Source organism: Buchnera aphidicola (Pterocomma populeum) (genome assembly GCF_049314985.1).
Classification (GTDB): Bacteria; Pseudomonadota; Gammaproteobacteria; order Enterobacterales; family Enterobacteriaceae; genus Buchnera; species Buchnera aphidicola_BQ.
Genome location: NZ_CP186013.1, coordinates 196,121 through 209,705, shown reverse-complemented (window position 1 = coordinate 209,705; position 13,585 = coordinate 196,121). Strand labels below are relative to the sequence as shown.

11 protein-coding genes and 1 tRNA gene are annotated in these 13,585 nt (G+C 25.9%); 4 read left to right on the top strand and 8 right to left on the bottom strand.

Annotated features, from left to right (window positions below):
* Positions 1 to 121 precede the first annotated feature (121 nt).
* Together groL and ACOI1G_RS01125 are read right to left on the bottom strand one after the other, a co-directional pair.
* Positions 122 to 1,768 carry a chaperonin GroEL gene (gene groL, locus ACOI1G_RS01130; protein ID WP_422667493.1) on the bottom strand — a complete coding sequence of 549 codons (1,647 nt, stop codon included), beginning with the start codon at positions 1,766 to 1,768 and terminating at the stop codon, positions 122 to 124.
* 57 nt (positions 1,769 to 1,825) lie between these two features.
* On the bottom strand, positions 1,826 to 2,119 hold the full coding sequence (locus ACOI1G_RS01125) for a co-chaperone GroES (RefSeq protein WP_422667492.1): 294 nt from the start codon (positions 2,117 to 2,119) through the stop codon (positions 1,826 to 1,828).
* A gap of 264 nt (positions 2,120 to 2,383) precedes the next feature.
* Between ACOI1G_RS01125 and ACOI1G_RS01120 the strand changes: the two genes are divergently transcribed.
* Positions 2,384 to 2,456, top strand: a tRNA-Phe gene (locus tag ACOI1G_RS01120).
* Between the two features lie 46 nt (positions 2,457 to 2,502).
* Here ACOI1G_RS01120 and mnmE read toward each other — a convergent pair.
* The 4 genes from mnmE to rpmH form a co-directional block, all read right to left on the bottom strand.
* On the bottom strand, positions 2,503 to 3,861 hold the full coding sequence (gene mnmE / locus ACOI1G_RS01115; RefSeq protein ID WP_422667491.1) for a tRNA uridine-5-carboxymethylaminomethyl(34) synthesis GTPase MnmE: 1,359 nt from the start codon (positions 3,859 to 3,861) through the stop codon (positions 2,503 to 2,505).
* A 28-nt stretch (positions 3,862 to 3,889) separates the two neighbouring features.
* Entirely contained in the window at positions 3,890 to 5,500 is a 1,611-nt protein-coding gene (gene yidC, locus ACOI1G_RS01110) for a membrane protein insertase YidC (protein ID WP_422667490.1), read from the bottom strand.
* Positions 5,501 to 5,684: 184 nt separating this feature from the next.
* On the bottom strand, positions 5,685 to 6,029 hold the full coding sequence (gene rnpA, locus ACOI1G_RS01105; protein ID WP_422667489.1) for a ribonuclease P protein component: 345 nt from the start codon (positions 6,027 to 6,029) through the stop codon (positions 5,685 to 5,687).
* 12 nt (positions 6,030 to 6,041) lie between these two features.
* Positions 6,042 to 6,185 (bottom strand): 50S ribosomal protein L34, encoded by a 144-nt coding sequence (gene rpmH / locus ACOI1G_RS01100; RefSeq protein WP_422667488.1) that lies wholly within the window; start codon positions 6,183 to 6,185, stop codon positions 6,042 to 6,044.
* Between the two features lie 428 nt (positions 6,186 to 6,613).
* Between rpmH and dnaA the strand changes: the two genes are divergently transcribed.
* The 3 genes from dnaA to gyrB all read left to right on the top strand — a co-directional run bounded on the left by dnaA (position 6,614) and on the right by gyrB (position 11,642).
* Positions 6,614 to 7,978, top strand: a complete 1,365-nt coding sequence (gene dnaA / locus ACOI1G_RS01095; protein WP_422667487.1) for a chromosomal replication initiator protein DnaA — start codon at positions 6,614 to 6,616, stop codon at positions 7,976 to 7,978.
* Between the two features lie 4 nt (positions 7,979 to 7,982).
* Positions 7,983 to 9,083, top strand: coding sequence for a DNA polymerase III subunit beta (dnaN, locus tag ACOI1G_RS01090; RefSeq protein WP_422667486.1), 1,101 nt, complete (start codon positions 7,983 to 7,985; stop codon positions 9,081 to 9,083).
* A 150-nt stretch (positions 9,084 to 9,233) separates the two neighbouring features.
* Positions 9,234 to 11,642 carry a DNA topoisomerase (ATP-hydrolyzing) subunit B gene (gene gyrB, locus ACOI1G_RS01085; protein WP_422667485.1) on the top strand — a complete coding sequence of 803 codons (2,409 nt, stop codon included), beginning with the start codon at positions 9,234 to 9,236 and terminating at the stop codon, positions 11,640 to 11,642.
* A gap of 105 nt (positions 11,643 to 11,747) precedes the next feature.
* Here gyrB and atpC read toward each other — a convergent pair whose 3' ends face one another.
* Both atpC and atpD read right to left on the bottom strand, forming a co-directional pair.
* The gene (gene atpC, locus ACOI1G_RS01080) at positions 11,748 to 12,155 is read right to left on the bottom strand and encodes an ATP synthase F1 subunit epsilon (RefSeq protein ID WP_422667484.1); all 408 of its coding nucleotides are present in this window, start codon (positions 12,153 to 12,155) and stop codon (positions 11,748 to 11,750) included.
* Between the two features lie 24 nt (positions 12,156 to 12,179).
* On the bottom strand, positions 12,180 to 13,571 hold the full coding sequence (gene atpD / locus ACOI1G_RS01075; RefSeq protein ID WP_422667483.1) for a F0F1 ATP synthase subunit beta: 1,392 nt from the start codon (positions 13,569 to 13,571) through the stop codon (positions 12,180 to 12,182).
* Positions 13,572 to 13,585 lie beyond the last annotated feature (14 nt).

Sequence of the window (13,585 nt, the reverse complement as noted above, 5' to 3'; positions counted from 1 at the left end):
ATTTAAAAAATAATTATAAAAATTTTATTTTGTTAATATGAAAATAAAAATTTCCTCAGACTATATACGTCTGAGGAAATAAATTTGGTATAAATATAAAAAATGTAACAGTAATACAAAATTACATCATTCCACCCATACCACCCATGCCTCCAGCAGGAGCGGAACCTAAATCAGAAGATTTATCTTCTTTAGGTAAATCAGTAACCATACATTCTGTAGTTATCATTAACCCAGCTACTGAACCTGCATATTGCAGTGCAGAACGAGTAACTTTGGTAGGATCTAAAATACCAAAATCAATCATATCACCATATTCATCAGTAGCTGCATTATAACCGTAATTACCTTTTCCATCTTTTACATTATTAGTAACAACAGAAGGTTCTTCACCAGAATTTGAAACAATTTGACGTAAAGGCGCTTCCATAGCACGTAAAGCAACTCGAATACCTACATTCTGATCTTCATTTTGACCGCGTAAATTAGATAATTTTCCAGCTACTCGAACTAAGGCTACACCCCCACCAGCTACTACACCTTCTTCTACAGCAGCACGAGTTGCATGCAATGCATCTTCAACACGAGCTTTTTTCTCTTTCATTTCTACTTCTGTTGCAGCACCTACTTTTAATACAGCTACTCCGCCTGCTAATTTTGCTAAACGTTCATTTAATTTTTCTTTATCATAATCAGAAGAAGCATCTTGAATTTCTTGACGAATTTGATTAATACGCGCTTGAATAGCGTGTTTTTCTCCAACTCCACCAATAATTGTTGTCGTATCTTTACTAATAACAACACGTTTCGCTTGACCTAAATCTTCTAAAGTTGACTTTTCTAATTCCATAGCTAATTCTTCAGATATCACTGTTCCATTAGTTAGAATAGAAATATCTTGTAACATAGCTTTACGACGATCACCAAAACCAGGTGCTTTTACTGCTGCAACCTTAACTATTCCTCTCATAGAGTTCACTACTAAAGTAGCTAATGCCTCTCCTTCTAGATCTTCTGAAATAATTAATAATGGTTTTCCAGATTTCGCAACAGATTCTAATATTGGCAACATTTCACGAATATTAGATATTTTTTTATCAGCCATTAAAATATATGGATTTTCTAATTCAACAATACCAGTCTCTGATTTATTAATAAAATATGGAGATAAATATCCTCGGTCAAACTGCATACCTTTTACGACTTCTAATTCATCTTGTAAACCAGTACCTTCCTCTACTGTAATAACTCCATCATTACCTACTTTTTCCATAGCTTCTGCAATTAAAGAACCAACCTTTTCATCTGCATTAGCAGAAATAGTACCTACCTGCGTAATGGCTTTAGAATCAGAACATGGAACAGATAAATTTTTTAGCTCTTCTACAGCACTAATAACAGCTTTATCAATACCACGTTTCAGATCCATAGGATTCATTCCAGCAGCTACTGCTTTTAAGCCTTCATTTACTATAGATTGTGCTAATAAAGTAGCCGTAGTTGTTCCATCACCAGCTGCATCATTTGCTTTTGATGCAACTTCTTTAACCATCTGTGCACCCATATTTTCAAATTTATCTTCTAATTCAATTTCACGGGCTACTGATACACCATCTTTAGTAATACTTGGAGCACCGAAAGACTTATCTAATACAACATTTCTACCTTTCGGACCTAAAGTAACTTTTACTGCATCTGCTAATACATTTACTCCACGAAGCATTTTTATACGGGCTTCATTTCCAAATTTTACATCTTTAGCAGCCATTTGATGTTTCCTCAAATATGTTTATATTTCTAATGGATATAATATATGGAATATAGATTACTCTTCAACAATTGCTAAAATGTCACTTTCAGTTAAAATTAATAGTTCTTCATTATCAATTTTTTCTGTTTTTGCACCATAACCTTCATTAAAAATAACAACATCACCAATTTTTACATCTAATGATTTTGTTTCTCCATTATCTAATATACGACCTTTTCCTACCGCAATAACAGTACCACGAGTAGACTTACCTGCAGCAGAACCTGTTAAAACAATTCCACCAGCTGATTTTAATTCTACTTCTTGGCGCTTAACAAGCACACGATCATGCAACGGACGAATTTTCATACTGATAATACTCCTGTGAATAATCTTGTTTCATTGTTTTAAAAATATTTTAATATTTTTTATGACTATATTATCTTACTTTTAAATATATGGATGCTTATTAAAACTTTTCAAGGGTAAAAATATTTTTTTATTTATTTATTTTTATATTTTTAAAATAAAAATTAAAATATCTTAAAAAGATAAAAATAAATCGTAATGCAATCATCATTATATAAAAAAATATTGACAATGTTTTATCTTTGATGATTTAATATAAAAATTGCCCGGATAGCTCAGTCGGTAGAGCAGGGGACTGAAAATCCCCGTGTCGGTGGTTCAATTCCGCCTCCGGGCATATTTATTAAAAATATTTAAAAAAATAGATTAAAAAATATATTCAATTATTTTCCAATACAAAATTCAGAAAAAATACGATTTAATAAATCATGAGATTTAAATTGACCTATTATTTCACCCAATAATTGACTAATAATATTTAATGAATTAGCTAATAATTCAATATTTTTATTATTTTTCCATTGTTTTTTAGCCATATTGAATTCATTAAAAGATAAATCTATTTGATGAAGATGACGTCGACGAGCAATAAAAATAGATTCGTTATTTTTATTTTTTTCAATATTATTTAAATGATTACGTAATAAATCTATTCCTTGACCTGTATGAGCTGAAATAGTAATAAAAAACATATCTTCTATTTTTTCTATTTTATATTGATCTTTTACAATATCATTTTTATTTAAAATAAAAGTAATTTTTTTATCATTTGAAAAATTTTTAATAAAGTCATCACATATCTTTTTCTGTTCCAACTTATTTATTGTATTATCAATCACAAATAAAACATGATCAGCTGTTTTAATTTCGTTCCATCCACGTTTAATACCAATACTTTCTACTTCATCTTTAGTCTCACGTAAACCAGCCGTGTCAATAATTTTTAATAACATGCCATCAATATTAATGTATTCATATAGTACATCACGTGTAGTTCCAGGAATTGTTGTTACAATAGCTCTATCAGAATAAGATAAAATATTAAATAAACTAGATTTTCCTGCGTTAGGTAAACCAGCAATAACTATATTTTTACCTTCTTTTAATATTTTTCCATTCTGAACTAATTTTCTAATTTTTTCAAATTTATCGTATAATACTTTCATTTTAAGTGATATAATATTTTCCAAATTAATATTAATATCTTCTTCTGAAAAATCTATATCAACTTCAATATTAGTACGAAGATCAATTACAATAGACATTAAATCTTTAATGTAAAATGAAAATATGCCTTGTAAAGAATTTAATGATGAACGTACAGATTCTTCTGTTTCTGAATTAATTAAATCATCTATTGCCTCAGCTTGAATTAAATCTATTTTTCCATTTAAAAATGCACGTTCAGAAAATTCACCTGGTTTTGCAAGCCTAACATTATTAATTAATAAAATTCTCTTTATTAATAAATCTACAATTATTGGACTACCATGTCCTTGTAATTCTAAAATATCTTCGCCTGTAAATGAATTCGGCGAAGGAAACCATATTGCAATACCTTGATCTAATATTTTTTTGTTTTGATCTAAAAAATGTGAATACGTTGCTAACCGAGAAAATGGTATCTTTCCTAAGACAGCTAAAGCTACTTTATGTGCTTGAGATCCTGATATTCTTAATATACTAACAGCACTTTTTCCAGAAGCAGTGACTAAAGCAATGATGGTATCAGTATGGGTCATAAATTTTTTCTTCTTTATAAAAATATATTTATTTATTTTCTTTTTTATTTTTTTTATCCAAATTGGACAAAATAAATCTTTGTTGTATAATAGTAACTATATTACTAACAATGTAATATAAAACTAATCCAGAAGGAAACCATAAAAAAAATACAGTAAAAATAACAGGCATAAAATTCATAATTTTTTGTTGTAAAGGATCAGAAATATTATCAGAAGACATTTTATGAATAAAAAACATTGTGAAACCCATTAATATAGGCAAGATATAATATGGATCTTCGCTAGACAAATCTTTAATCCATAATATAAAAGGTGCATGACGTAATTCTATAGAACTCATAAGCATATAGTATAAAGCAAGAAAAATAGGCATTTGAATTAATACAGGTAAAAAACCGCTTAAAGGATTGATTTTTTCTTTTTGATACAAAAGCATAACTTCTTGACTTAAACGTTTTTTATCATTTTTAAATCTTTCTTTTAAAATGTTAATTTTAGGTTGTAAAATACGCATTTTAGATACAGAAATATATTGAGCTTTAGTTAAAGGATATGTTATAGCTCTCATGATAAATGTAATAAAAATAATTGAAAAACCCCAATTACCTATAATTTTATATAAAAAACTTAATAAATTAAATAAAGGTTGTGATAAAAACCAAAGCCACCCATAGTCTACTGTTAAATCTAAATTAGGCGCAACTAATGCCATTTTATTCTGAATTTCTGGTCCAATCCATACAGTTGATCCTATTGTTTTTTTTGAATGAGCTAAAATATTAATAGAAGAAGATTTATATCCAATTGATACTGTTCCATCTTCTAAATAAGAAGTATATAAAGTATTTTTATAAAAACTATTGGGAATCCAAGCAGTAGAAAAATATTGCTGTAACATTGCAACCCAACCATTTTGGGTTATGACATGCAAATTTTCATTTTTTGCAATTGTATCAAATTTATATTTTTTGTATTTTTCATTAATACTAGAATAAGCAGCACCTCGAAAAGTTTGAAGAACAAAATTACCACTATAAGCATTTCTTGTTTTAGGTACATGCATTGTTTGTTTTAATTGACCAAACATATTTAATTCTAATTTTTTATTTGTAGAATTATATATATCATATTCAACTTTAACATCATATTCTCCAGATTTTAAAATAAATCTTTTAATATATACAATACCGTTTTTTCCAATATAAGTAATAGGAACAGATATTGTATCATCATCATATGATAATTCAAAAATGCGTTTTTTTGAAAAATAAAGAGGTCTTTCATTATTATCTAAATGATCTATACCATCTTTTCCCGATAATCCACTTTGAGCTTGATAAATAAAATTAGATGTTGTTTCTAATAATTTAAAAGGCTTTGACGTATATAATTTTTCTTTATATGCTAATAAACTTGCTTCCTCTATATCACCTCCATACATATTAATCATTAAATTCATTACATCATTTTTAATAAAAATATAATTTTTTTTCTTATTTTTATTTATTAAATAAGATGATGAATCATTTTTTTTATTATTTTGATTGTTTAATATTAACTGATTTTGCCATGCTTGCCATAATAAAAAAGAAACAAATAAAAAAGCAAAAATAAAAAAATTACGTTGACTTGACATAATTAATATTCGCTTTTATCTTTAATCTTTATTGACATATAATTAAATTTATATATATACAAAAATTGATGAATAGAAAAATATCTCAATATAAATATAAACTGTCTAATAATATTATATTTATATAAAAATAAAATTATAAAACATTGATTAATACACATTATATAAAATAAAATAAAAAAAACTATCGACAATAATGCAACCATAAATTCCCCAATATATTTAGTATTCTTTTATTATTTAAATAAATAATATTTTTTTTTGCAATAACAATAAAATCCATAGACACTAATTTATATTGCAATAAACGAAATGTTTCACGAATTAATCGTTTAATTAAATTACGCTGATAAGCATATTTAATATTTTTACGGGATATGCTCAACCCTAATCTTGGATATCCTAAGATATTATTTCGTCCCAAAATACATACTTCAAAAGTATTTTTTTTTAAAGGCTTTTCAAAAACATATTTAAATTCTGTAGAATGGAGTAAACGTAACTGTTTACTAAAAAAATAATTTAACACTATATTAACCTATTATTTACTAGACACTGTTAAACGTGTTCTCAATTTAGAGCGTCTACGTGATAAAATATAACGGCCATGTTTTGTCGCCATACGAGCTCTAAACCCATGAGAACGATTACGTTTTAATATCGATGGTTGAAAAGTACGTTTCATTGAAATTTTTACCTAATATGTTTAAAAATATGATATTTAAAAATTAATTATTTATAAAAAACTATTCTTATTTTGATATAATCAACTTTACCCTAACTTCATCGATCTACAACAGATTAATCTATATTAATTCAAAATAAACTTATTCAAAAAAAATATTTTTCATATTTTTATTCTGATATAATATTAAAATATTTATTTAAAATAGTAAAAACATATTCTAATATCACTTCTGTAACATATATCACAATCTAAAAATATATATTATATCCTTTTTGTTATACTCACCCATCTTAGATTGTATAACTTTTAATGTAAAAAAATATTATTTTTTATATTATTTTATATAAAAATATAAAAATATATATAAAAAAAATAATATTTTTAAATTTTAGCTATTTATTAATTTTGTTCGCCTGGAGTCTACCGTGTCACTTTCTCTTTGGAAACAATGCCTTGACCGGTTGCAGGATGAGCTACCTACTACAGAATTCAGTATGTGGATACGCTCTCTGAAAGCCGAACTAAAAAATAATATTTTAGAAATATATGCTCCAAATAAATTTGTATTAGACTGGATTAAAGAAAAATATTTAATTTATTTTCAGTCAATACTTCAAGAATTTTGTGGTATTAATATGCCATCTATTCAGTTAAAAATATATAATAATTCGATCAATAAAAAGCATAAAGAAATTATTTCTTATTATTATCCAGATGATAATATTAAACCCATATGGGATAAGATACCAGTTTTTAAAAAATCATCCTTCTCCTCTAGTATTAATATAAAAAATACTTTTGAAAATTTTATAGAAGGAAAATCAAATCAACTTGCACGTGCTGCAGCATATCAAGTAGCACATAATCCTGGTAACTCATATAATCCATTGTTTATATATGGAGGAACAGGGTTAGGAAAAACACATTTACTACATGCTATAGGAAATAATATTTTACAAGATAAATATAATATTAAAATTATTTATATGCATTCCGAACGTTTTGTTCAAGACATGGTTAATGCCCTGCATAATAATACTATTGAAAAATTCAAACTATATTATCGTTCAGTCAACGTATTATTAATTGATGATATTCAATTTTTTGCTAATAAAGAAAGATCACAAGAAGAATTTTTTCATACATTTAATGCTTTATTAGATGGTAATCAACAAATTATTTTAACTTCAGATAGATATCCAAAACAAATTAATGGAGTAGAAGATAGATTAAAATCACGATTTGGTTGGGGATTAACAGTATGTATTAATCCACCAGATTTAGAAACCAGAGTAGTTATTTTAATTAAAAAAGCTCAGGAAAAAAAAATTCTCTTATCTAATGATGTAGCTTTTTTTATCGCAAAAAAATTAAAATCTAATATACGTGAACTAGAAGGTGCTTTAAATAGAATAATTGCAAATTCTAACTTTACTCATCGTATTATTACCGTAGAATTTGTTCAAGAAGCTCTTCAAGATATTTTAGCATTAGAAGAAAAAATTATTACTATTAATAATATTCAAATAAAAGTATCAGAATATTATAAAATTCAAATTTCAGATTTACTTTCTCGGAAACGATCACGTTCCATAGTACGACCTAGACAAATAGCAATGGCAATAGCAAAAAAATTAACTAATCATAGCTTATTAGAAATCGGACATGCTTTTAATGGAAGAGATCATACAACAGTATTACATGCTTGTCGTACAATTAAAGAACTATGTGAAAAAAATCATAATATTAAAGAAGATATTTTATATTTAATTAGAACCATAGAAGAATAATTTTATGAAATTTACAATTCAAAATACAATATTAATGAAACATTTACAAAAAATAAATCGTTTATTAATCAAAAATATTTCTTTACCTATACTAGAAAATATATTATTTGAAATAAATGATGGAATATTATCATTAACAGCTAGTAATTTAGAAATAGAATTAATTTCTAATATTATAATCAACACACACTATGAACCAGGAAAAATTACTATATCTGGTAGAAAAATATTAGACATTTGTCGAAATATACCTAAATATTCTAATATTACTATGGAATTAAAAAAAAATAAAATGTATATTAATTCCAATTCCATCAGTTATATATTAGCTACATTAGCATCTGATAATTTTCCAAAAAAAAAACAATTTCAATGTATTTCTGAATTTTTTATAAATTCTAGTATTTTAAAAAACATGATAACAAAAACAGAATTTGCCATGGGAAAACAAGATGTTCGACATTATCTAAATGGTATGCTGTTTACAAAAAAAAATGAAACACTTTATAGTATTTCTACTGATGGTTATCGTTTAGCTTTATCCAATACTACCATACAAAAAAAAATAATTGATTTTTCAATAATTATTCCTCGAAAAGGAATAATTGAATTATCTCGTTTACTTAATATAGAATCAGAACCAGTACATATTATTATTGGAAATAATAATATCAGATTACATATTAAAAAATTAATCTTTACTGCTCAATTAATAGACGGAAAATATCCAGATTATAACAGTGTATTACTAAAAAAATTAGACAATCCTATTATATTTGATACTTTTTTATTAAAAGAATCATTATCACGTGTTTCTATTTTGTCACATGAAAAATTTCATGGTATTGATATTTATATTCATAATGGTAAATGTAAAGTAATGTCTTATAATCAAGAAGAAGAAATAGCAGAAGATACATTTAAGATAAATTATTATAATGATAAAATAGAATTTTCTATTAATGTTTACTATATATTAGATATATTAAATGTTATAAAAAATAAAAATATTATATTATTTGTAAATTTATCTCAGTCTTCAATACAAATTATAGAAGAAAATAATACTTCCAGCCTTTATGTTATTATGCTTTTAAAACGTTAATTTATATATAATACAATCATACTATTAAAATAGTATGATAATTAATATTTATTTAACAATCTATTTACTTAATAATATTATATTTATATTTCAAAATTAAAAAACTAATATATTTTTAATAATATCCAATTATGAATCTAAGGACTATATATGCCCAATCTGTATAACTCTTCCAGTATAAAAATATTACGTGGATTAGATGCTGTTCGTAAACGACCAGGCATGTATATTGGTGATACTGATGATGGAAGTGGACTTCATCATATGGTTTTTGAAGTTGTTGATAATTCTATAGATGAAGCATTAGCTGGTTATTGTAAAGAAATTATAGTTACTATTCATGCTGATAATTCTGTTTCTATACAAGATGATGGTCGCGGTATTCCAACTGATATTCATCCTGAGGAAGGTATTTCAACAGCAGAAGTAATTATGACTGTCTTACATGCAGGGGGAAAATTTGATAATTCTTCTTATAAAATATCAGGTGGATTACATGGTGTAGGTATATCAGTAGTGAATGCTTTATCAGAAAAACTAGAATTAATTATTTATAGAAATAAAAAAAAATATCAACAAATATATAAAAATGGAAAACCTAAATCTGATTTATCTTTGGTTGGTACGACTAATATTACTGGAACATATATAAGATTCTGGCCAAGTTATAAAACATTTACTAACAATATTACATTCCAATTTGAAATTTTATCAAATCGATTACGTGAATTATCTTTTCTTAATTCTAATGTTTCAATTAATTTAAAAGATAAACGCACTAATATACAAAAATGCTATTATAATAAAGGTGGATTAAAATCTTTTATTAAATTTTTAAATAAAAAAAAAATACCTATACACATTCATATATTTCATTTTCACTGTATAAAAGATTCTATAGAATTAGAAGTTGCTATGCAATGGAATGATTCTACACAAGAAAATATACATTGTTTTACTAATAATATACCCCAAAAAGATGGAGGAACACATTTAGCTGGTTTTCGTTCTGGAATGACAAGAACATTAAATCTTCATCTTGAACGTGAAGGATATAATAAAAAAAATAAAACTACAATTATTGGAGAAGATGCTCGAGAAGGATTATCTGCAATTATTTCTATTAAAATACCTGATCCCAAATTTTCCTCTCAAACAAAAGATAAACTAGTATCATCAGAAGCAAAACCTATTATAGAATCATTAATTAATGAAAACCTTATTGAATATCTTCTAGAAAATCCTATTGATGCAAAGTCTATTATTAATAAAATTATTGATTCTGCTAAAGCACGAGAAGCAGCACGGAGAGCACGAGAAATCAATAAGAAAAAAAATATGTTAGATTTAGGTGCTTTACCAGGAAAGTTATCTGATTGCCAAGAAAACGATCCAAAATTATCAGAAATTTATTTAGTAGAAGGTGATTCAGCAGGAGGATCTGCAAAACAAGGAAGAAATCGAAAAAATCAAGCTATTCTTCCTTTAAAAGGAAAGATATTAAATGTTGAGAAAGCTACTTTTGACAAAATGATTTTATCTCAAGAAATTACTTCACTTATAACAGCATTAGGATGCGGAATAGGAAAAAATGAATATAATTTAAATAAATTACGATATAATAGTATTATTATCATGACTGATGCAGATGTAGATGGTGCACATATTAGAACACTACTGTTAACTTTTTTTTATCGTCAACTACCAGAACTGATTGAAAAAGGATATATTTATATTGCACAACCACCTTTATATAAAGTAAAAAAAGGTAAACAAGAAAAATATATTAAAAACGATGAAGAAATGAAAAAATATCAAACTAAAATTGCTTTACATGGAATTACCTTAAAAAAAACAATTAATTCAAATAATGATCAAGATATTAAAAAATTAAAAAAAATTATATTAAAATACAATGATATTCACATGAGAATGAAAAAAAATAAATATTTTTTTCCAATCTGTATATTAGATGCACTAATATATCATTCACAAATAAATGATTTCACTCATGAAAAAGAAGTAGAAATATGGATTACTCAATTAGTTAAAAATTTAAATCAAAACAACAATAATTTTTTTTATACAGCAATAGTGAAAAAAAATATTAATAAAAACATTTTTGAACCAACTATACAAGTATCGACATATGGATACAATAAAGAATATGATTTAAAATATAATTTTTTAACAAGTCAAGAATACCTTTCAATGACATTATTAGGAAAAGAATTCAAATATTTTTCTACAAATAAAATGTTTATCCAAAAAGGAGAAAAAATATGTTTAATAAAAGATATTCAAAAAATATTAGACTGGCTAATATTAGAATCTAAAAAAGGATTATCAATACAACGCTATAAAGGATTAGGTGAAATGAATCCAGAACAATTATGGCATACCACTATGAATCCAGAAACAAGAAATATGTTACAAGTAACTATTCAAGATGCCGAATCAGCAAATAATTTATTTAATACATTAATGGGTGATGCTGTAGAACCTAGAAGACAATTTATACAAATCAACGCTTTAAAAGCAGAAAATATTGATATATAAAATACATATATTATTAATATTTTTAAATTAATCATATTTTTTAAAATACCTGCGGCAGGAAAAAACCAGCCGCCAAATGTTATATATTACATGATTCCAATGATTTTATTTTTTTATCATATCTAAAATACGTAATTTTTCTTTTATTTTAGATAATTCTAATAACATATGCTCTTTGTTTATTTTAATAGATGTATTTTGAATATTTTCTTCAATTTGTTTTTTTTCTTCCAATATTACTGTATAATTTAAATCATTTGAATGAATAGCAACATCTGCCAGAATAGAGACAATAGAAGGTTGAACTTCTAGTATTCCTCCGGATATATAAATATATTCTTCTTGATTATTTGTATGGAAAATATATATTAAACCAGGTTTAATAATACTTAATAACTGAACATGTCCTGCATGGATACCTAATTCACCTTCACTACCAGATACTCTTATTTTTGTAACTAAACCAGAAAATATTCTTTTTTCAATACTGACTATATCTAAATAAAAATCCATTAATATATCCAATATATTTAATTATTATAATTTTTTTGATTTTTCTATTACTTCTTCAATAGAACCTACCATATAAAAAGCTTGTTCTGGTAAAGAATCATATTCACCATTAAGAATTCCTTGAAATGCACGAATATTATCTTTTAAAGATACATACTTTCCTGGAAAACCAGTAAATACTTCTGCAACAAAAAAAGGTTGAGATAAAAACTTTTGTATTTTTCTTGATCTTGTTACTAATAGTTTATCTGATTCAGACAATTCATCAATTCCTAATATAGCAATAATATCTTTTAATTCTTCATATCTTTGTAAAATAGATTGTATACTTCTAGCTGTTTTATAATGTTCTTCTCCTACAATTTCTGGATCTAGCTGACGACTAGTAGAATTTAAAGGATCAATAGCTGGATATATTCCTAATGATGCTATTTGACGACTTAATGTAATAGTAGAGTCTAAATGTGCAAAAGTAGTAGCTGGTGATGGATCAGTTAAATCATCAGCTGGTACATATACTGCTTGAACAGAAGTAATTGAACCAGTTTTTGTAGAAGTAATACGTTCTTGAAGAAGACCCATTTCTTCAGCTAAAGTGGGTTGATAACCAACAGCAGATGGCATTCTACCTAAAAGTGCAGAAACTTCTGTTCCTGCTAATGTATATCGATATATATTATCAATAAATAATAAAACATCTTTTCCTTCATCACGAAATTTTTCTGCAATAGTTAAACCTGTAAAAGCAGCACGCAATCGATTACCTGGAGGTTCGTTCATTTGACCATATATTAATGATACTTTATCTAAAACATTAGATTCTTTCATTTCATGATAAAAATCATTTCCTTCACGAGTACGCTCCCCTACACCAGTAAAGACAGAATAACCAGAATGTTCAATAGCAATATTCCTAATTAACTCCATCATATTAACTGTTTTTCCTACACCAGCGCCTCCAAATAAACCAACTTTTCCACCTTTAGCAAAAGGACATATTAAATCAATTACTTTAATACCTGTTTCTAATATTTCTTGAGAACTAGCCTGTTCTTTATATGAAGGAGGAGATCTATGAATTTCCCAATATTCAATAGAATCATGATTTTTTAAAGTACCTTTACCATCTATTGCTTCACCCAATACATTAATAATACGACCTAATGTAATTTCTCCAACAGGAACTTTTATATAATGACCTAAGTCAGTAACAAATAACCCTCTTTTTAAACCATCAGAAGAACCCATAGCAATAGTTCTTACAATACCAGATCCCAATTGTTGTTGTACTTCTAAAATTAATTTTATATTTCTATTTTGCACTTCCAAAGCATTATATATTTTTGGTACTTTATGTTGTGGAAATTCTACATCCACCACGGGACCAATAATTTGGATAATTTTCCCAACAGACATTTTAAAACCTCTAA

Bases quoted from the DNA above. Each gene is read 5' to 3' on its own strand.
- gyrB (WP_422667485.1), top strand. From the start codon at position 9,234: ATGCCCAATCTGTATAACTCTTCCAGTATAAAAATATTACGTGGATTA.
- rpmH (WP_422667488.1), bottom strand. From the start codon at position 6,185: ATGAAACGTACTTTTCAACCATCGATATTAAAACGTAATCGTTCTCAT.
- groL (WP_422667493.1), bottom strand. From the start codon at position 1,768: ATGGCTGCTAAAGATGTAAAATTTGGAAATGAAGCCCGTATAAAAATG.
- atpD (WP_422667483.1), bottom strand. From the start codon at position 13,571: ATGTCTGTTGGGAAAATTATCCAAATTATTGGTCCCGTGGTGGATGTA.
- atpC (WP_422667484.1), bottom strand. From the start codon at position 12,155: ATGGATTTTTATTTAGATATAGTCAGTATTGAAAAAAGAATATTTTCT.
- dnaN (WP_422667486.1), top strand. From the start codon at position 7,983: ATGAAATTTACAATTCAAAATACAATATTAATGAAACATTTACAAAAA.
- yidC (WP_422667490.1), bottom strand. From the start codon at position 5,500: ATGTCAAGTCAACGTAATTTTTTTATTTTTGCTTTTTTATTTGTTTCT.
- mnmE (WP_422667491.1), bottom strand. From the start codon at position 3,861: ATGACCCATACTGATACCATCATTGCTTTAGTCACTGCTTCTGGAAAA.
- ACOI1G_RS01125 (WP_422667492.1), bottom strand. From the start codon at position 2,119: ATGAAAATTCGTCCGTTGCATGATCGTGTGCTTGTTAAGCGCCAAGAA.